Annotated in this window: 19 protein-coding genes and 1 pseudogene; 6 read left to right on the top strand and 14 right to left on the bottom strand. The window is 70.0% G+C overall.

Annotation, left to right across the window (positions count from 1 at the left end):
* Nucleotides 1-37 precede the first annotated feature (37 nt).
* The 5 genes from cysW to G4X40_RS17040 all read right to left on the bottom strand — a co-directional run bounded on the left by cysW (nucleotide 38) and on the right by G4X40_RS17040 (nucleotide 3,500).
* Nucleotides 38-844 carry a sulfate ABC transporter permease subunit CysW gene (cysW, locus tag G4X40_RS17055; RefSeq protein WP_277834229.1) on the bottom strand — a complete coding sequence of 269 codons (807 nt, stop codon included), beginning with the start codon at nucleotides 842-844 and terminating at the stop codon, nucleotides 38-40.
* On the bottom strand, nucleotides 841-1,779 hold the full coding sequence (gene cysT / locus G4X40_RS17050) for a sulfate ABC transporter permease subunit CysT (RefSeq protein WP_277834677.1): 939 nt from the start codon (nucleotides 1,777-1,779) through the stop codon (nucleotides 841-843). The genes cysW and cysT overlap by 4 nt, the downstream gene beginning before the upstream one ends.
* A gap of 29 nt (nucleotides 1,780-1,808) precedes the next feature.
* Nucleotides 1,809-2,870, bottom strand: a complete 1,062-nt coding sequence (locus tag G4X40_RS17045; protein ID WP_277834228.1) for a sulfate ABC transporter substrate-binding protein — start codon at nucleotides 2,868-2,870, stop codon at nucleotides 1,809-1,811.
* 196 nt (nucleotides 2,871-3,066) lie between these two features.
* Nucleotides 3,067-3,156, bottom strand: coding sequence for an Ms4533A family Cys-rich leader peptide (locus tag G4X40_RS22900; RefSeq protein WP_332519028.1), 90 nt, complete (start codon nucleotides 3,154-3,156; stop codon nucleotides 3,067-3,069).
* 122 nt (nucleotides 3,157-3,278) lie between these two features.
* Nucleotides 3,279-3,500, bottom strand: coding sequence for a hypothetical protein (locus G4X40_RS17040; RefSeq protein ID WP_277834227.1), 222 nt, complete (start codon nucleotides 3,498-3,500; stop codon nucleotides 3,279-3,281).
* Nucleotides 3,501-3,592: 92 nt separating this feature from the next.
* Here G4X40_RS17040 and G4X40_RS17035 point away from each other — a divergent pair, with 92 nt between their 5' ends.
* Entirely contained in the window at nucleotides 3,593-5,560 is a 1,968-nt protein-coding gene (locus tag G4X40_RS17035) for a glycoside hydrolase family 15 protein (RefSeq protein WP_277834225.1), read from the top strand.
* A 46-nt stretch (nucleotides 5,561-5,606) separates the two neighbouring features.
* Nucleotides 5,607-5,981: a VOC family protein gene (locus tag G4X40_RS17030; RefSeq protein WP_277834223.1), complete on the top strand. Its 375-nt coding sequence runs from the start codon at nucleotides 5,607-5,609 to the stop codon at nucleotides 5,979-5,981.
* A 61-nt stretch (nucleotides 5,982-6,042) separates the two neighbouring features.
* Here G4X40_RS17030 and G4X40_RS17025 read toward each other — a convergent pair whose 3' ends face one another.
* Nucleotides 6,043-6,975, bottom strand: coding sequence for an NAD(P)H-dependent flavin oxidoreductase (locus G4X40_RS17025; protein WP_277834221.1), 933 nt, complete (start codon nucleotides 6,973-6,975; stop codon nucleotides 6,043-6,045).
* A 65-nt stretch (nucleotides 6,976-7,040) separates the two neighbouring features.
* A complete protein-coding gene (gene lepA, locus G4X40_RS17020) occupies nucleotides 7,041-8,897 on the bottom strand; it encodes a translation elongation factor 4 (RefSeq protein WP_277834219.1) in 1,857 nt (618 codons plus the stop codon).
* Nucleotides 8,898-9,030: 133 nt separating this feature from the next.
* Here lepA and G4X40_RS17015 point away from each other — a divergent pair, with 133 nt between their 5' ends.
* Both G4X40_RS17015 and rpsT read left to right on the top strand, forming a co-directional pair.
* Nucleotides 9,031-9,633: a type II toxin-antitoxin system PemK/MazF family toxin gene (locus G4X40_RS17015; protein ID WP_277834217.1), complete on the top strand. Its 603-nt coding sequence runs from the start codon at nucleotides 9,031-9,033 to the stop codon at nucleotides 9,631-9,633.
* A 177-nt stretch (nucleotides 9,634-9,810) separates the two neighbouring features.
* Entirely contained in the window at nucleotides 9,811-10,071 is a 261-nt protein-coding gene (rpsT, locus tag G4X40_RS17010; RefSeq protein WP_277834213.1) for a 30S ribosomal protein S20, read from the top strand.
* 172 nt (nucleotides 10,072-10,243) lie between these two features.
* Here rpsT and holA read toward each other — a convergent pair whose 3' ends face one another.
* The 4 genes from holA to G4X40_RS16990 all read right to left on the bottom strand — a co-directional run bounded on the left by holA (nucleotide 10,244) and on the right by G4X40_RS16990 (nucleotide 15,257).
* The gene (gene holA / locus G4X40_RS17005) at nucleotides 10,244-11,224 is read right to left on the bottom strand and encodes a DNA polymerase III subunit delta (RefSeq protein ID WP_277834211.1); all 981 of its coding nucleotides are present in this window, start codon (nucleotides 11,222-11,224) and stop codon (nucleotides 10,244-10,246) included.
* Nucleotides 11,225-11,283: 59 nt separating this feature from the next.
* Nucleotides 11,284-12,846 (bottom strand): ComEC/Rec2 family competence protein, encoded by a 1,563-nt coding sequence (locus tag G4X40_RS17000; protein ID WP_277834209.1) that lies wholly within the window; start codon nucleotides 12,844-12,846, stop codon nucleotides 11,284-11,286.
* Complete coding sequence (locus G4X40_RS16995; RefSeq protein WP_277834206.1) at nucleotides 12,843-13,754, bottom strand: helix-hairpin-helix domain-containing protein; 912 nt, start codon at nucleotides 13,752-13,754, stop codon at nucleotides 12,843-12,845. The genes G4X40_RS17000 and G4X40_RS16995 overlap by 4 nt, the downstream gene beginning before the upstream one ends.
* A 99-nt stretch (nucleotides 13,755-13,853) precedes the next feature.
* On the bottom strand, nucleotides 13,854-15,257 hold the full coding sequence (locus tag G4X40_RS16990; protein ID WP_277834205.1) for an MFS transporter: 1,404 nt from the start codon (nucleotides 15,255-15,257) through the stop codon (nucleotides 13,854-13,856).
* Between the two features lie 65 nt (nucleotides 15,258-15,322).
* Here G4X40_RS16990 and G4X40_RS16985 point away from each other — a divergent pair, with 65 nt between their 5' ends.
* A complete protein-coding gene (locus tag G4X40_RS16985; RefSeq protein ID WP_277834203.1) occupies nucleotides 15,323-16,090 on the top strand; it encodes an ArsR/SmtB family transcription factor in 768 nt (255 codons plus the stop codon).
* Between the two features lie 12 nt (nucleotides 16,091-16,102).
* On the opposite strand, the gene G4X40_RS16980 is transcribed toward G4X40_RS16985, so the two are convergent.
* From G4X40_RS16980 to G4X40_RS16970, 3 genes are read right to left on the bottom strand one after another with little or no spacing between them, the layout of a single operon-like run.
* Complete coding sequence (locus tag G4X40_RS16980; protein ID WP_277834202.1) at nucleotides 16,103-16,786, bottom strand: hypothetical protein; 684 nt, start codon at nucleotides 16,784-16,786, stop codon at nucleotides 16,103-16,105.
* 47 nt (nucleotides 16,787-16,833) lie between these two features.
* Nucleotides 16,834-17,112: a hypothetical protein gene (locus tag G4X40_RS16975; protein ID WP_277834200.1), complete on the bottom strand. Its 279-nt coding sequence runs from the start codon at nucleotides 17,110-17,112 to the stop codon at nucleotides 16,834-16,836.
* Entirely contained in the window at nucleotides 17,109-17,537 is a 429-nt protein-coding gene (locus G4X40_RS16970; RefSeq protein ID WP_277834198.1) for a hypothetical protein, read from the bottom strand. Before G4X40_RS16970 ends, G4X40_RS16975 begins: the two co-directional genes overlap by 4 nt.
* A gap of 181 nt (nucleotides 17,538-17,718) precedes the next feature.
* Here G4X40_RS16970 and G4X40_RS16965 point away from each other — a divergent pair.
* Nucleotides 17,719-18,107: pseudogene (locus G4X40_RS16965) on the top strand (arabinosyltransferase); the annotation flags it as partial.

Below are 18,107 nucleotides of genomic sequence, written 5' to 3'. Positions count from 1 at the left end.
CTCATTTCTGGGCTCATTACGGTGCTCGTTACGGTGCTCACTTCGAGGGAGTCCGTTTCCGGTTGAACAGGGTCATCAGCAGCAGGGTCACCAATGCCAGGCCCATCAGCAACGTCGACGCGGCATAGGCGCCGTACTCGTTGCCGGCGGCGTGGCGGGCGTTGACCAGCAACGTCAGCGTCTGCGACTTGCCGGCCAGCCCCGACGACACCATGATGACCGCGCCGAACTCGCCGAGGCTGCGGGCGACGGTGAGCACCACGCCGTAGGTCAGCCCCCAGCGGATGGCGGGCAGCGTGATCCGACTGAAGGTCTGCCAGCCGTTCGCGCCGAGGGTGGCGGCGGCCTGCTCCTGCTCGACGCCGATCTCGTGCAGCACGGGTTCGACCTCGCGCACCACGAACGGCAGCGTCACGAACAGCGTCGCCAGCACCATGCCGGGCAGCGCGAAGATCACCCGGAACCCGCTGCTCTCGACGAAGCCGAGCCATCCGCCGGCGCCCCACAGCAGGATCAGCGCGGTGCCGACGACGACCGGCGACACCGCGAACGGCAGGTCGACGACCGCCTGCAGCAGCCCGCGACCGCGGAACCGTCCGCGCGCCAACGCCAACGCGGTGCCGACGCCGAAGACCACGTTCAGCGGCACCACGATCACCACGATCAGCAGCGACAGCTGCAGCGCCGAGATGGCCGCCGGCGTGGTGATCCAGTCCCAGAACAGCCCGACGCCGTGCTCGAACGTGCGGTAGAGGATCAGCGCCACCGGCACCAGCAGCAGCGCGGCGACGTAGCCGAGCGCGAGCACCCGCATCGAATAGCGGGCAGGCTTCGACGGGATCATCGGTCGAGCTCCTCACGCCGGGCCGCGCGGCTGCCGAGGATCCGCAGCACCAGCAGCATCGTGAACGAGATGGCCAGCAGCACCACCGAGATCGAGGCCGCCGCCACCGGGCTGTCCTGCTCGATCAGCGACTTGATGTACTGCGAGGCGACCTCGGTGTCGCGGGGGATGCCGCCGCCGATGAGGATGACCGATCCGAACTCGCCGATCGCCCGCGAGAAGGCCAGACCGGCCCCGGACGCGACCGCCGGGATCAGCGCAGGCAGCACGATGCGCCGGAAGATGACGAGGTTCCCGGCGCCGAGCGAGGCCGCGGCCTCCTCGACGTCACGGTCGAGTTCGATCAGCACCGGCTGCACCGCACGCACCACGAACGGCAAGGTGACGAACAGCAATGCGATCGCCAGACCGATCTTGGTGTGCTGCACGTGGATCCCGATCGGGCTGTCCGGACCGTACAGCGCGAGCAGCACGATGCTCGCCACGATCGTCGGCAGCGCGAACGGCAGGTCGATGAAGGCGTTGACGAACCGTTTGCCGGGGAACTCGTCGCGCACCAGTACCCATGCGACCAGCGTGCCCATCACCGCGTTGATCGCGGTCACTGCCAGCGACGTCACGATGGTCACCTCGAAGGCCGCCACCGCGGACGGCGCGGTCACCGCATCCCAGAAGCCACCGAACCCGTTCTTCCCGGATTCGACGGCGATCGCGGCGAGCGGCAGCAGCACGATGACGCTGAGCCAGATGCTCGCCACCCCCACCGCGGCGGGCCCGGGGACGCCGCGGCCGCGCCGCCGCACGGCGCGCAGTCGGCGACGCGGTGGGCGGGGCTTCGCCGACGCCGCGGAGCGCGGCCGACCGGGCTTCTCTGCCGCGGCGGTGGTCTCCACCGCGCCGTCCACGTCGCCGTCTGCCGTAGGGTCGTCCGTCATCCGTTGCCGCACCGAGGTTCCCATCGTGCTCACCCGATCGCCTTGGTGTAGATCTTCGTGATGGCGCCGGAGTCCTTGTCGAACAACTGCGAGGACACCTGGTCCCAACCGCCGAGGTCGGCGACCGTCCACAGTTTCGCGGGGACCGGGAACTGCCGCGCGTATTCGGCGGCCACCCCGGGATCGGCGGGGCGGAAGCCCGCCTTCGCCAACAGCGTCTGCCCGTCCGTCGAGTAGAGGTAGTTCTCGAAGTCCCGTGCGGCGTCGGCGTGTCCGCTGTTGTCGAGCACCGCGAACGGGTTCTCGATGCGGATGTTCTGCGCGGGGTCGACGTAGTCGACGGCCTTGCCGGCGCGCTGGGTGAAGATGGCCTCGTTCTCGTAGCTGATCAGCACGTCACCGGAGCCCTGCAGGAACAGGTCGGTGGCGTCGCGTCCGGACGACGGGCGGGACTTGACGTGATCGGTGACCAGCTTCTGGATGTAGTCCAGCCCGGCCTGCGGGTTCTTGCCGCCGTCGGATTCGGCCGCGTACGGCGCCAACAGGTTCCACATCGCCGAACCCGAGCTCAGCGGATTCGGCGTGATCACCTCGACGCCCGGCTTGAGCAGATCGTCCCAGGTCTCGATGTGTTTCGGGTTGCCCTTGCGCACCACCAGCGAGACCACCGAGCCGAACGGCACGCCGCGGAAGGCGCTCTGGTTCCAGTCCTTGTCGACCAGGCCGGCCTTGACCAGCCTGGTCATGTCCGGTTCGACCGAGAACGACACGACGTCCGTCGGCAGTCCGGCGACGACCTTGCGGGACTGGTCGCCGGAAGGTCCGTAGGAGGTCGCGAAGCTGACGTCCTTACCTGCAGACGAGCGGCGGAAGCCGTCGATCACCGGCGCGAAGGCCGGTTCGGCCGCCGCGTAGCCGACCAGCGAAAGCTGCGTGCTCCCGGCGGAAGTGGCGCTGCCACCGCCGATCTCGTCACTCGCCCCGCCGCCGCACGCGGACAGGGTCAATGCCGCAGCCAACAGCAGGGCGCCGGCACCGAGGGATCGGGCGGAGCGGGATCTGGTGGGGCGGGATCGGATACGGGTCCTCATCGTCGGGCCTTTCCGAGGGCTCGATAGCTGCCACAGGTCGCAGGTGGGGATCGAAACGAGTGATCTGCGAGAAGTCCTGTCGCACGTGTGGTCCGAACGTCGTGGGGACAGCACCGCGCAACCCCTTGAAGGGCGGCGGGAGAGATCCCGGACTCGGACCGGCCGGTGAGATCAGGCACCGGGCCGACGTGCGGGACTAGCGACAGTCGATGTCGGCGACCGCGCGCATGCCGACTGCGATCAACGCCAATTCATGGCGGACCTGGTGTACGGCTGCGTCAGACACGCGGTCGACTCTAGCAGAGCGTGATCGACGCGGACGAACCGCAGGTCAGCGGGTGAGCAGCCAGGCGACGATGACGACGACGAGCAGTGCGATGAGCACGAGCGTGACCCGTGAGCGTGGCATCAGGATCGTGCCTCCGAATCAGTGGCGGCGGCCGCGGCGGCCGACGGTTCCTCGTCGCGGCCGAGAACCCGGAACACCCAGGCGAGGGCGAGGTCGACCAGCCTCGCGATCAGCGCGCACAGCGGGACCACGACCACCATGACGACGAGGACCTGCGGTATGAAGGCGAGCCCGGTGACCCACAGCTCCACCCCATCCCACCAGTGCGCGATCTGATTCACGCGACCAGCCTAATGGTTGGCCGGACCGCGCCCACACGACACAGTGTGCGCAAGTGATGGACGACACCGGCGCGCCGGGAAATGATGGAGCGATGGATCAGTCTGACGATGCCGTCGAGAACCGTCCGCTGTTCGGGCCGACCTCCACTCGCAGCCCTTTTCCGCCCATCGCCGACTACGCGTTCCTGTCCGACTGCGAGTGCAACTGCCTGATCGCCCGCAACGGCGCGGTCGAGTGGATGTGCGTGCCCCGACCCGACTCCCCCAGCATCTTCGGTTCGCTGCTCGACCGCAGCGCCGGCCACTTCCGGGTCGGCCCGTACGGGGTGAACGTGCCCGCCGCGCGTCGCTATCTGCCGGGCAGCCTGATCCTGGAGACCACCTGGCAGACCGACACCGGCTGGCTGATCGTGCGCGACGCGCTGGTGATGGGGCCCTGGCACAACACCGACAGCCGCTCGCGGACGCACCGGCGCACACCGAACGACTGGGACGCCGAACACGTGCTGCTGCGCACCATCCGCTGTGTCAACGGCACCGTCGAGCTCGGCGTGAGCTGCGAGCCCGCGTTCAACTACCACCGCGCCGCCGCGCAGTGGGAGTACACCGGCACCGCCTACGAGGAGGCGACGGCGACCTGCCGGCCGACGGGCCCGCTCGCCGCCGACCAGCCGACGCTCAAGCTCACCACCAACCTGCGGCTGGGCCTGGAGGGTCGTGAGGCCCGCGCCCGCACCCGCATGTCCGAGGGCGACGAGTGCTTCGTCGCGCTGTCGTGGTCGGCGTTCCCCGCGCCGTCGACATATCAGGAGGCCGCCGACCGGATGTGGCGCACGGCCGAGTGCTGGCGGCAGTGGATCAACATCGGCCAATTCCCCGACCACCCCTGGCGGGATCAGTTGCAGCGCAGCGCCCTGACGCTCAAGGGACTGGCTTATGCGCCGACCGGCGCCCTGCTGGCGGCGGCGACGACCTCGCTGCCCGAGACCCCGGGGGGCGAACGCAACTGGGACTACCGCTACAGCTGGGTGCGCGACTCGACGTTCGCGCTGTGGGGCCTCTACACGCTCGGTCTCGACCGGGAGGCCGACGACTTCTTCGCGTTCATTGCCGACGTGTGCGGCCAGGAGGACGAGGCCGACCAGCACCCGCTGCAGGTGATGTACGGCATCGGCGGCGAACGGTCCCTGGAGGAACAGGAACTGCTCCATCTCAGCGGATACGACGGGGCCCGACCGGTGCGGATCGGCAACGGCGCGTACAAGCAACAGCAGCACGACATCTGGGGCGCGATCCTCGATTCGGTGTACCTGCACATCCGGTCCCGCGAGCAGCTGCCGGAGTTCCTGTGGCCGCTGATCGAGCGTCAGGTCCACGAGGCCATCAAGCACTGGGCCAAACCCGACCGCGGTATCTGGGAGGTCCGCGGCGAGCCCCAGCACTTCACCTCGTCGAAGATCATGTGCTGGGTGGCCCTGGACCGTGGCGCCAAGCTGGCTGCGCTGCACGGCAAACCGAACTACGCCAAGCAGTGGAACGGGATCGCCGACGAGATCAAGGCGGACATCCTCGAGCACGGCGTCGACGAGCGCGGGGTGTTCACGCAGCGCTACGGCGACTCCTCGCTGGACGCGTCGCTGCTGCTCGTGGTGCTGCGCCGGTTCCTGCCGTCGGACGATCCGCGGGTGAAGGCGACGGTGCTGGCGATCGCCGACGAGTTGACCGTCGACGGTCTGGTGCTGCGCTACCGGACCGACACCACCGACGACGGCCTCTCCGGCGAGGAGGGCACGTTCACGATCTGTTCGTTCTGGCTGGTCTCGGCTCTGGTCGAGATCGGCGAGGTCGACCGGGCGCGGCGACTGTGCGAGCGGTTGCTGTCGCTGGCCAGCCCGCTGCACCTGTATGCGGAAGAACTCGATCCGCGCAGTGGCCGGCACCTGGGCAACTTCCCGCAGGCGTTCACCCACCTGGCGCTGATCAACGCCGTGGTGCACGTCATCCGCGCCGAGCAGGACCAGAACGCGGGGCTGTTCCAGCCCGCGCACTCGCAGGTCTGACCGCTTCCGCCCACACCTGTCGGTTGGCTGTGAGAAGGTGTCGCACATGCTGGACCACTTGGGAATTCAATGCGCCGACGTCGCCGTCGCCGCCACGTTCTACGACCGAGTCCTCGGCACACTGGGGGCGACCAGGATGATGGAGATCGACGGCGCCGATGTCATCGGCTACGGCATCCCGCCGAGCCCCGACTTCTGGCTCTCGCCCCGGACCCCCGCCGACGCAGGATTCCGCGAGTCGCACATCGCGTTCGCGGCAGCCGACCGCGCCACCGTCGACGCGTTCTTCGCCGCGGCGGTCGACGCAGGGGCCGAGGTACTGCACGCGCCGCGGGAGTGGCCCGAGTACCACCCGGGCTACTACGGCGCGTTCGTCCGCGACCCCGACGGCAACAACATCGAGGCGGTCTGTCACCGCTGAGCGCAGGTCGGCGGGCCCGGCCGCCGGTCGGCTCAGCGGCCGGCCGGTCCCGCCGGCGAACTCACTTCCGGAAGCGCGCCAGCTGCCGCTCGGCACCCTCGGCGATGTCGCGCACGACATCGCCCGCAGGACGGATAGCGTTGACCAAACCCGCCGCCTCGCCGGCGTAGACGACCGCCAGTTCCGGGTTGGTCGCGTCGTAGGCCTGCGCCAGCGTCGCCTTGTCGGCACCGCGGTCCTGCCAGGTCTCCGTGTACTCGTTGACCAGCGCCCGGCCGCCCCACCGCTCCGGCCACGGCTGGTCACGCGCACGGTCGAAGATCGACGTGTAGACGGTGTCGGTCGAGTCGGCGTCGACCAGCCGTTGCGGGGCGAACGCCGGACCTATCGTCTCCGGGCTGGCCAACAGCGCTGTCCCGATCCAGGCGCCCTCCGCACCCGCCGCGAGTACCGCTGCCAGGCCACGGCCGGTGGCGATGCCACCGGCCGCCACGACCGGCAGGTCGGTGGACTCGAGGATCTGCTGCAGCAGCGGCAGCGTGCCGATACTCCCGGTATGCCCGCCGGCCTCGGTGCCCTGCGCCACCACGAAGTCCACGCCGGCGGCCTCGACGACCCGGAGATCCTCGACGTTGTTGATCTGTGAACACACCAGCGCGCCGGCCGCGTGCGCCCGCGGCACGAACGGTGCGGGGTCTCCGAAGGACAGCGAGATCACCTTCGGCTTCTCGGCGACCGCCGCGTCGAGCAGCGCGTCGTCGTCGTAAAGCGACCAGGTCATCAGCCCGATCCCGAGGTCGCCACCGATCTGTCGGGCGACGGCGGATTCGGCTGCGATCCACTCACGGGTCGCGTAGCGAGCCGCACCGAGCAGCCCGAGACCGCCGGCCTTGCTGACCTCGCCGGTGAGCCGTCCACCGGCTCGCCCGCCCATCGGTGCCCCGAGGATCGGGACCCGGATGCCGAGTTCGCGGGTAAGCCAGGTGTCGATCACAGTTCGCTCCCTTCGGTCGCCTGTGCGTGAGTTTCGGGGCCGGGCCCCGCAACTCACGCACAGGGCTACTTCTTCGGCTTGTCGGAACTCGCCTCCGACGACAGCGCGGCGACGAAGGCCTCCTGCGGCACCTCGACCCGGCCGATCGTCTTCATCCGCTTCTTGCCTTCCTTCTGCTTCTCGAGCAGCTTGCGCTTACGGCTGATGTCGCCGCCGTAGCACTTGGCGAGCACGTCCTTGCGGATCGCGCGAATGTTCTCGCGCGCAATGATCTTCGAGCCGATCGCGGCCTGCACCGGCACCTCGAACTGCTGGCGCGGGATCAGCTCCTTGAGCTTGGTGGTCATCTTGTTGCCGTACGCGAACGCCGCATCCTTGTGGACGATCGCGCTGAACGCATCGACCGCCTCGCCCTGCAACAGGATGTCGACCTTGACGAGGTCGGACAGCTGCTCGCCGGCCTCCTCGTAGTCGAGGCTGGCGTAGCCCCGGGTGCGGGACTTGAGCGAGTCGAAGAAGTCGAAGATGATCTCCGCCATCGGCAACGTGTACCGCAACTCGACGCGGGTCTCGGACAGATAGTCCATGCCGCCGAGCTCGCCCCGGCGCGACTGGCACAGCTCCATGATCGAGCCGATGAACTCACTTGGCGAGATGATCGTGCACTTGACGATCGGCTCGTAGATCTCCCGCATCTTGCCTTCCGGCCAGTACGACGGGTTGGTGACGATCTGCTCCTGCCCGCCCTCGGTGACCACCCGGTACACCACGTTCGGCGAGGTCGAGATCAGGTCCAGGCCGAACTCGCGCTCGAGCCGTTCGCGGGTGATCTCCATGTGCAACAGGCCCAGGAAGCCGCAGCGGAAACCGAACCCGAGCGCCACCGACGTCTCGGGCTCGTAGGTCAGTGCGGCGTCGTTGAGCTGCAGTTTGTCGAGGGCGTCGCGCAGGTCCGGGTAGTCGGAGCCGTCCACCGGATACAGGCCCGAGTAGACCATCGGCCGCGGCTCGCGGTAGCCGGTGAGCGGCTCGGTCGCGCTGTCGCGGGCGGTGGTCACGGTGTCGCCGACCTTCGACTGGCGCACGTCCTTCACACCGGTGATCAGGTAGCCGACCTCGCCGACGCCGAGGCCCTGGGTGGGCTTGGGCTCGGGCGAGACGATGCCGACCTCGAGCAGTTCGTGGGTGGCGCCGGTGGACATCATCTTGATCTTCTGACGCGGCACGATCTTGCCGTCGACGACACGGACGTAGGTGACCACGCCGCGGTAGGTGTCGTACACGGAGTCGAAGATCATCGCGCGCGCCGGCGCGTCCGCCTCGCCGACCGGCGGCGGGATCTGCCGGACCACCTCGTCGAGCAGTTCCGCGACACCGACGCCGGTCTTGCCGGACACCCGCAGCACATCCTCGGGCTCGCAGCCGACGATGTGCGCCAGCTCGGCGGCGTACCGGTCCGGGTCGGCCGCCGGCAGGTCGATCTTGTTGAGGACCGGGATGATCGTCAGATCCTTGTCCAGCGCCAGATACAGGTTCGCCAGCGTCTGCGCCTCGATGCCCTGCGCGGCGTCGACCAGCAGGATCGCACCCTCGCAGGCCTCGAGCGCCCGCGAGACCTCGTAGGTGAAGTCGACGTGCCCGGGAGTGTCGATCAGGTGCATGACGTAGTTTTCGTCGGCGCCGTCGGCGCCCTTGACGGTCCACGGCAGCCGGACGTTCTGCGCCTTGATCGTGATGCCACGCTCGCGCTCGATGTCCATCCGGTCCAGGTACTGCGCGCGCATCGCCCGCTCCTCGACCACCCCGGTCAGCTGCAGCATGCGATCGGCCAGCGTCGATTTGCCGTGGTCGATATGAGCGATGATGCAGAAGTTCCTGATCTTCGCGGGATCGGTGAACGTCGTGTCGGCGAAGCTGGGCACGTGTGTCCTCTGGGATGGTCGGGCGTGGGTACGGGCATCGGTACGGAAGGCGCGTGACCATCCTCCCACGAACGACCGGCCCGTCGAACGTCACCGGCCCCGCCACACCCCCACACCGCTAGGCTCGGCGGTCATGACCGGGAAGTGGAACCCTGGCAAATGGCTGCCCGGGAAATGGCCGCCGGACAGAGCCACGACGGAGAAGTTGACGACGGCCGGCCGGCAACTCGGATCGGCGGCGCTGCGCGAGGCGCCGCGCCTGCTGCGGCAGTTGCAGCGGACGCCGCCGGGCCATCAGGGATCGGCCGGCCACCCGACGATCACCCCGGGGCGCCCGGTCGCCTCGACCGCGGTGCCGAGCGCCCACCGGGCCCGCCGCATCGAGTACGCGCCGGACCTCGACGGCCGCGCCGATCCGGGCGAGATCGTGTGGACGTGGGTGACGTTCGAGGAGAACCCGCACGAGGGCAAGGACCGTCCGGTGCTGGTCGTCGGGCGCGACGGTGCGACGCTGCTCGGGCTGATGCTCTCGAGCCAGGACAAACGCGCGGACGACCCGAACTGGATGCCGATCGGCAGCGGCGCCTGGGACGGCGAGCACCGGCCCAGTTGGATCCGGCTGGACCGGGTGCTGGACGTGCCGGAGGACGGCATCCGGCGCGAGGGCGCGGTCCTCGACCGGGCCCGATTCGACACGGTGGCGGCACGGTTGCGGACCGACTACAGCTGGAGTTGAACCGCACCGGCCCGCCGACCGGTTTGGGGCGGGTACGCCCAGGCTGGTAGTCTCGACGTTCGGCACAGACGCGCCGGGTTTCACGTGCGGTTCCGCACCGGATCCGACGGCGTCTGGACAGTGAACTCGAGCAGCATTCCAGCACTCCTGTACCACCAAAGACAAGAGGATTTACGCGTGGCCAACATCAAGTCCCAGGTGAAGCGGATCGGCACCAACGAGCGCAACCGCCTCCGCAACCAGTCGGTGAAGTCGGCGCTGCGCACGGCCATCCGTAGCTTCCGCGAGGCCGCGGCCTCCGGCGACAAGGACAAGGCCGCCGCGCTGCTGCAGTCGACCAGCCGTCAGCTGGACAAGGCCGTCTCGAAGGGCGTCATCCACGCGAACCAGGCCGCCAACAAGAAGTCGGCGATGGCCCTCGCCACCAACAAGCTCTGAGGCCGAGCTCCACTCCGGAGTTCATCGCGCCACCGAAAGACCGCCCGATCATCTGATCAGGGCGGTCTTTCGCGTGCGACGGCGACTCTTGTGACACCCGGTGTCCGGCGCTGCCGATGTGTCAGTTCCGCGGTGGCGACGACTCAGCCGCCCCGCACACGGACGTGGTCACTCAGCGGCCGGCGCGAAGCGTCGCGACCGCGCCGACGGCCCGCTCCATCGCGTAGTCCGGATCCGCCGCCTGGCCCTTCACGTCCGCGTTCAGGATCGCGACAACCTCCAGCGCTCGGCCGACCGAGTCGGGGGTCCAGCCGCGCAACTCGCCCTGTGCCTTCTTGATCTTCCACGGCGGCATGCCGAGTTCGGTGGCCAGCCGGTACGGGTCGCCGCGACCGGCCGACCCGACGCGGGCGAGGGTGTGCACAGCGTCGGCGAGCGCATCGGCGAGCAGCACGTGCGCCACGCCGCGACCGAGGGCCCATCGCAGCGATTCGAGTGCCCCGGCGCGGTCGCCGGCGACCGCCTTGTCGGCCACCTCGAACCCCGTCACCTCGGCGCGGCCCGAGTAGTACCTCCGCACCGCCGCCTCGTCGACCCGACCACCGGTGTCGGCAGCCAACTGCGAGCAGGCGGACGCCAGCTCACGCAGGTCCGAGCCGACCGCGTCGAGCACTGCCGCGACCACCTCCGGCGCGGCCCGGATCCCGGCCGTCCGGAACTCACTGCGGACGAAGTCGATCCGATCCTGGGCCTTGGTCACCTTCGCGCAGTCGTGCACCTGCGCCCCCGCCTTCTGCAGGGCGGGGGCCATCGCCTTGGCGCGGCCGCCGCCCGAGTGCAGCACGATCAGGACGACGCCCTCCGGTAACGACGAGGCGGCGTCGAGCACCAGCGTGGCGGGCTCCTTGCCCGCCTCGCCGGCGGCCTCCAGCACGATCACCCGGTCCTCGGCGAACAACGACGGGCTGAGCAGTTCGGCCAGTTCGGCGACGGTCGCCTCGCCGGCGCGCAACCGGGTCACCGGCACCTCGTCGCCGGCACCGCCGGACGCCGCCCTGGTCGCCGCGATCACCCTGGCGACCGCACGCTCGACGAGTAGTTCCTCGTCCCCCAGAACGAGGTGCAGGGGTGCAGGTCCGTCGGCGTTGCTCACCACAGCATCGTGCCACGCGACACCGACACGACCACCCGCGGCTCGGACGGCCGGCCGGGTCACCACGGCGACCATCGTGACGGGATCCAGACCAGCGCGAACCCGGCCAGCGCGACGACGAGCGCGACTCGCATCCTCGCGCTGCGGACCACGCCGAACGCGACCACAGTGCCGACCGTCAGCAGCAGTCCACCGGCGACTCCCCCGACCACCGGGACCGACGCGGACGGCATCCGCACCGCCGCGTCGGCCACCCTCAGCAGCCACCACACCGCCGGCCCGGCCAACCGGATCAACAGTTCTGCGCCCATCGGCCAGACCATCGCGAGCACCGCGCCGGCCGCCCCCAACAGCGAGGCCGGCGCGACCGCCGGGGCCGCCGCCAGGTTCGCCGCGAGCGAGACCACGCTGAACCGGCCGGAGATCCCCGCGATCAGCGGTGCGGTCGCGACCTGCGCCGCCGCGGCGATCGACAGCGCCTCGGCGAGCCCGGTCGGACACCCCCGCGCGGTCAGCCAGTCGGTCCAGGTGGGGGCGAGCAGCACCAGCGCGGCGGTGGCCGCGACCGAGAGCGCGAAACCGATGTCGACCGCGAGCGCCGGTGTCCAGGCGAGCAGCGCCAACACGGTCGAGGCCAGCGCCGGCAGCGCCTGCTTGCGCCGGCCCAGCAGCAGGGCGAACAGTGCGATCGCGCCCATCGATGCGGCCCGCAGCACACTGGGCGAGGGGCGTACCAGGATCACGAATCCGACGAGCGCCACCCCGGTCAGCACCGCGGCCGGACGTGGGCCGAGCGGTCGCACCACCAGCAGCACCGCCCCGCAGACGATCGCGAAGTTGCTGCCCGACACGGCGGTCAGGTGGGTCAGCCCGGCCGTGGTGAACTGGTCGCGTACTCGGTCCGGCAGCGCCGACACGTCGCCGAGCACCAGACCGGGCAGCAGACCGGCCTCGTTCGGTGCGAGCACCCGATGACACCGTGCCGCGAAGGCCGACCGGATCGATCCGGCCGCCCGCTGAATCCACGAGGGCCGGCCGATCCGTGTCGGCGGGTCGGCCGTCTGCACGGTCGCGACCGTCAGGTCCGCCCGCGACGGCGGCCGCACACCACCGCTGAACCGCACGTGCTGCCCGGGCAGCAGTCCTCTCCAGCCGTCCGCCGGCGCGAACACGACGATCGCCCCGTGCACGCGGGTCGTGCGGTTGCCGAAGCGGACCGTGTCGAGCCGAGCCCGCACCAGCACCCGGCCCGGTGCGCCGGTGTCCGTGGGCAGCGGCCGGGGGTCGTCGGTCAACGTCGCCGTAAGGTGGGCGCCGCCGCCGTGGCCTGCGATCGCCGACTGGGTCGCGGTCACCGCATGCGCCCGCAGGGCGATCGCGACCGCGTAGCCGCACCCGACCAGCGCGATCCCCGCCGCACCCGACCACCACCGCACCCGATCCACCGAGCGGGCGCGGACCGCGAACACAGCGGCCGCGAGCACCGACACCGCAGCGACCACCAGCGCTGTCCCCCAACCGAACACGATGCCCGCGAGGGTGACCGTCCAGCACAGCACCGCGGCCACGAGAAGCCGCAGATCAGGCGGGGTCGCCTCCGCCGCGGCACCGGTCGGGCTCACACCCGCACCAGGTCCTTGAGCTTGGCCAGCTTCGCGGGTCCGATACCTTTCACCTCACCGAGTTGGTCGACGCTCGCGAACCGGCCGTTCTCCTTGCGCCACTGCAGGATCGCCTCCGCGGTCGCCGGCCCCACCCCGGGCAGCGCGTCCAGTTCCGCGGCACCGGCCGCGTTCAGGTCGACCTTGGCACCCCCGGCCGCTCCGGCAGTCGTGCCGCTCGCGGCCGCCCCGCCGACCGTCGCGCTGCCGAGTTGCGGTGGACCGCCGTCCGCGGGCGCGACGCCGACCAGCACCTGTTCGCCGTCCGACAGCCGCTGGGCCATGTTCAGGCTGATCAGGTCCGCCTGCGGCAGCACCCCGCCTGCCGCGTCCAACGCGTCCGCGATGCGGGAGCCGACCTCGAGCCGCTTGAGTCCCGGCGCGTTGACCAGACCCTGCACGCTGACCACCATCTCTTCCGGCGCCTCCACTGCGGCACTGGGCGTGGCACTTTCGCTCGCCACGACGGCCGGGGCCGCCAGCGGCGGCGCCGGTTGGGTGACCGGACGGTCGCGCCACGCCCCGACCCCCGCGCCGGCCGCCGCCAGCAGCCCGACCACCGCGAGCGCGACCGCGCCGCGCCGTCCGATCGCGACGCGCGCGCCCCGCCAGCGCTCCGGTAGCCACTCGCGGCCGGCTGCGGATCCGGAGTGCGGATCCGTGTCGACGTGACCGTCGTCGTCGTCGGTGTCGGTGAGCCAACCGGGTGACGTCGGCAGCGGGTCGGGTTCGAGATCGAGCGCCGGCTCGTGCGCCTCGTCTATCGGTTCGCCCTCGACGACGGCGTCTTGCCCGGCGACCGCAGTGCCCCGCGCGGTGACATTCGAAAGCCGTTGCCGGCTCTGCACATCCGCTCGACTGGTCCGCATGTCGCCGACGTTAGGGCGGCGGACCGGCCACCGGCCCGCCCCCGAAACGATCTGTGGAGAACGCGGGAGGTTGTGGACAACTCGACCCGCGAAGGCCGGTCATCGATCGGCCCGGCCGCGCAGCGCGACGACGGCACCGGCCATCGCCACCACGGCGGCGGCGATCAGCGCCGCGTGCAGTCCGTCGACGAACCGCTGCGGGAAGTCCGGGGCGTCCACGACCGTGTTCGGCAGCGACGCGCCGAGCACCGCGATGCCGAAGACCCCGCCGACGAGCCGCGCGGTGAGGTTGGTCGAGGACGCCATGCCGGCACGCTCGGGCGGGACCGCGCCCATGACCGCGGCCGCCATCGGTGTGGACAGCAGCCCGTAGCCGACACCGATCAGCACGAACGGCCACCCCACCGGCGCCAATCCGCTGCCCGCATCGACGCGCAGCAGGAGCAGCGCCCCCACCGCCACCAGCACCGCGCCGGACGCCATCGGCATGCGATGGCCGAGTCGGTCGATCAGCCGGCCGACCACGGGCCCGGTGATCACGAACGCGACCGTCAGCGGCAGGAACCTGGCTCCGGCGCCGACAGGCGAAAAGCCTTGTACCTGTTGGAAGAACAGTGAGAACACGAACAGCAGCCCGATCGTCGCGAAGCCCATCACGAACCCGTTGACGTTCGCGGCGGCATATCCGGCGTTGCGGAAGTAGCCCAGCGGTAGCACCGGATCCGGGTGCCGGCGCTCGGCGATGACGAACCCGACGAGCGCCAGCGCACCGGCGACGAGCAGGCCGGCCGGAAGCGCCGAGGCGAAGCCCAGCCGTCCGCCTTCGATGGCGCCGCCGGCCAGCAGCACCAGCGCCGCCGAGCCGAGCATCTGACCGCGTACGTCGAGTGACCGGACGCCGCGCTCAATGTCGCCTGCGCGGACGGTACGGACCGTGAGAAGCGCGACCAGCACGACGACGGGCAGGTTGACGACGAACACCGACCGCCACCCGAATGCGGCAACGAGGGCGCCGCCGAGGACCGGCCCGATGACCAGCGAGCTGCCCGCCACCGACGCCCAGATGCCCATCGCCTGCGCCCGCCGCCGCGGGTCGGTGAACGTGTGCGACAGGATCGCCAGCGTGGCAGGCAGTTCGATCGCCGCGCCGATCCCCTGCAGGATCCGGGACGCGGTGAGCTCCCCGGCGGTGGGGGCGACCGCGCACAGTCCCGACCCGAGGGCGAACACGGCGATGCCGACGAGGTACACCCGTTTGTGACCGGACCGGTCCCCGAGCCGCCCACCGATCAGCAGCAGGCTCGCCATGGCCACGTTGTAGCCGTCGACCACCCACTGCAGACCGGACGCGGACACCCCCAGATCCGCCCCGATGCTCGGCAGGGCGACGTTGACGATGGTCAGGTCCAGCTGGATCAGGAACTGCCCGAGCGAGACGGCGACGAGTACCAGGGCCTCGCGTAGGCCTGCGGTCGGGCGGCGCGGAACCGTCAGTGTGCGCATGATCAAAGCCTGCATCCGAATCCCTTCGGTCCCCGCCGAAGCATCGCGGGGCTACCGTCGGAAGGGTGAAGGGCGATGCCGACATCTCCATCCCCGCGGCGCTGATCGGAGACGCCGCACGATCGCGGCTGCTGATGGCGCTGGCCGACGGCCGGGCGCTGCCCGCGAGCCGGCTGGCCGCCGAGGCCGGTGTCGCCGCCTCCACCGCCTCCGAGCATCTGGCGAAGCTGCGCGCCGGAGGGATGGTCGTCGTCGAAACCCAAGGACGACACCGCTTCTACCGCATCGGCGACGATCGGGTCATGCGTGCGGTCGAGGCGCTGGCGGCCATCGCGCCGACAGTGCCGGTCCGATCGCTGCGCCAGGGCACTCGCGCACACGCCCTGCGTCGCTCGCGGTTGTGTTACGACCACCTCGCCGGACGACTCGGCGTCGCGCTCATGGCCGCACTACTCGACGACGGGGCGCTCACCGGCGGGGACGGAATCCACCATCCGGAGACCGCCACCGACGACCGGTTCTCCGCTCCCGGGCACGACGTCGACTACCTGCTCACCGAGCACGGTGCGGTGCTGCTGGGTTCGTTCGGAGTGGACGTCGATGCGCTCCGCGCCGGACGCCGGCCGCTGATCCGCTACTGCCTGGACTGGACCGAACAGCGCCATCACCTCGCCGGGGCGCTCGGCGCCGCGCTGGCCGACAGACTGTTCGAGCTCGATTGGCTGCGCCGCGCGCCGACGCATCGCGCGGTCCGCCTGACCGACGCCGGTCGTAGTGGGCTGGCCGCCGACTTCGGCCTTCACTTCGACGACGACGGGGCGCGCACCGCCTGATGGCGCGGCCGTTTACGGCATTCTGTTGCTATGGGTCGTGAGCCGGATTGTTTCGAGCGCCGGCGATCGCACGATTGTGTCGATCACATCCTCATCGTTCGACGCGACAAGGGTCTCAACACTGTCCATGCCGGTCCCGACACACCAGGAATGGTCATCAGGCCACCAGAAATTCGGCGATTCGTAGGTGATGGTCGCAGCAAATGGATCTGCGACCGCGCGGAGGGACCAATACCGTTGTGGGCCATCGCCGACCACCGCCGCGGAGGCCATTGCATCACTGAGCCCGCCGTACCCGGTCCACAGCAACCCGCAGGTGCCCGACGGTCCCAGTAGTTCTTGCAGCGGCGGCATGACTTCGTCCGGCAGAGACCCATCTACGGGTCTCCTCGCGAAGATCCCCGGCAGCACCGCATTCGGATCCTGTGTGCCGACCAACGCGCCGAACGAGGTTCCGGCATCAACTGTCACGCCGCGAGTCCGGGCGATCTGCCGCCAGGTCACCGGCTGGTCGGCACTGTCGTAGGCCGGATGCAGAATCCGGACCAAATGGGAGAACCGTGAGTCGAGCCATCTCCTGACATGACGGTCGAAAGGCACCGGATGGTCGTACGGGCTCAGCCAGGCCGCCCCGTGCGTGTCGGGTGACGGGTCCCAGCCGTAAAGGGGACGGATCGCACCCTCGCCCGACCCCATACTCGCCTCCCCTCACCCGAACCGGAGTCGTCTCAGCGCACCACTCGTCATCCATGATCGTCCCCGCGACCACGACCCTCAACTACGCCACACGCCGCGTGCGGCGCACGGATGGCCCAGACCCCGGCGCAGATCGGCAGTACGAACGCCGCCGCGGCGCCGAACAGCAGTGGGTCGGCCCATCTGGCGGCGCCGTACCGGGAGGGCCACCAGTCGTAGTAGATGCACGCCAACACGACGAGCGGGACGAGAGTGAGGGCAAGATGGACCGCACCGGGCGGCTTGCGCGGCCGGGCCTGCTCGGTCGATCGATCCCCGTCGGTCACTCGACCACGCTCTCCCCCAGCGTATTTCCACGACGACGCCACACCCGACCCGCGATCAACCCCGCCACGACCAGGACCTGGCCGACCATCAGCGACGCGGGCAACGCCAGCAGTTCCCAGCCGGTCGCGTCGTCCGCACGCGACCATGCCACGACCAGTGCGACCACCGCCCATGTCACGATCTGTCCGACGGTCATCAGCGCACCGGTCCACGACCGGTCCGTGCCGCGGGCGATTCCGACCACTCCCGCAACGACTCCGACGAGCGAAGCCAACAATCCGACCGGCGTCGGCACCACGATCAGCAGACCGAGCAACTCCCCCGCTTCGACGAGCCCCGTGCTGACCAGTTGCGGTGCGACGTAGAGCCACACCGCGGCGCCGCACACCACCGAGACGACCGCCGCACCCGTGGAAACCCTCACACCGGAAATCTATCGTTCTCACCGCCGATCCTGCGCACCCTTACAAGGCTGGTATGACGACAAGCCGATTGAATCCGGGACGCTGGGGGGGGGATTTAGTTGCTGGCTTCAGCTAAGGTCGCCTGTCGTGTCGATCACAGTGAGTGACCCCGCACCGGCATCCTCTACCTCGGGGGGTGGTATGTCCGGCGATGAGCCGGCGCGCCTGCGCGTTGTCCGCCTGGTCGCGATGGTGGCCGGGCTGTTGGGGTTCGTGCTGGCCGTGTTGACGCCGGTCCTGCCTGTTACCCAGACGACTGCGCAGTTGAACTGGCCGCAGGACCACAGTCTGAATGCGGTGACCGCCCCGCTGGTGTCGTATGCACCCACCGAGCTCGACCTGTCGATTCCGTGCACGGCCGTTGACCGGCTCGCGCAGCAGCCCGGCAGGGACAACGAGGTGTTGCTCTCGAGCGCGGGTTGTTCGTCACCGCGAAGGACGGCACCGTCTCGGTGCGCTCACGTAACACACTGATCGCCGAGGCGCCGCTGACGCAGGTCGCGAGGGGCCAGTGCACGTCCATCGATGTG

The organism is Speluncibacter jeojiensis, assembly GCF_029589495.1.
Lineage (GTDB): Bacteria > Actinomycetota > Actinomycetes > Mycobacteriales > Mycobacteriaceae > Speluncibacter > Speluncibacter jeojiensis.
This window is presented reverse-complemented; position numbering and strand designations above follow the sequence as displayed.

What these genes read in the sequence shown, in the direction of transcription:
- cysW (WP_277834229.1), bottom strand. Translation starts at nt 844, where the DNA reads ATGATCCCGTCGAAGCCTGCCCGCTATTCGATGCGGGTGCTCGCGCTC.
- cysT (WP_277834677.1), bottom strand. Translation starts at nt 1,779, where the DNA reads ATGACGGACGACCCTACGGCAGACGGCGACGTGGACGGCGCGGTGGAG.
- G4X40_RS17045 (WP_277834228.1), bottom strand. Translation starts at nt 2,870, where the DNA reads ATGAGGACCCGTATCCGATCCCGCCCCACCAGATCCCGCTCCGCCCGA.
- G4X40_RS17035 (WP_277834225.1), top strand. Translation starts at nt 3,593, where the DNA reads ATGGATCAGTCTGACGATGCCGTCGAGAACCGTCCGCTGTTCGGGCCG.
- G4X40_RS17030 (WP_277834223.1), top strand. Translation starts at nt 5,607, where the DNA reads ATGCTGGACCACTTGGGAATTCAATGCGCCGACGTCGCCGTCGCCGCC.
- G4X40_RS17015 (WP_277834217.1), top strand. Translation starts at nt 9,031, where the DNA reads ATGACCGGGAAGTGGAACCCTGGCAAATGGCTGCCCGGGAAATGGCCG.
- G4X40_RS16995 (WP_277834206.1), bottom strand. Translation starts at nt 13,754, where the DNA reads ATGCGGACCAGTCGAGCGGATGTGCAGAGCCGGCAACGGCTTTCGAAT.
- G4X40_RS16990 (WP_277834205.1), bottom strand. Translation starts at nt 15,257, where the DNA reads ATGCGCACACTGACGGTTCCGCGCCGCCCGACCGCAGGCCTACGCGAG.
- G4X40_RS16980 (WP_277834202.1), bottom strand. Translation starts at nt 16,786, where the DNA reads ATGGGGTCGGGCGAGGGTGCGATCCGTCCCCTTTACGGCTGGGACCCG.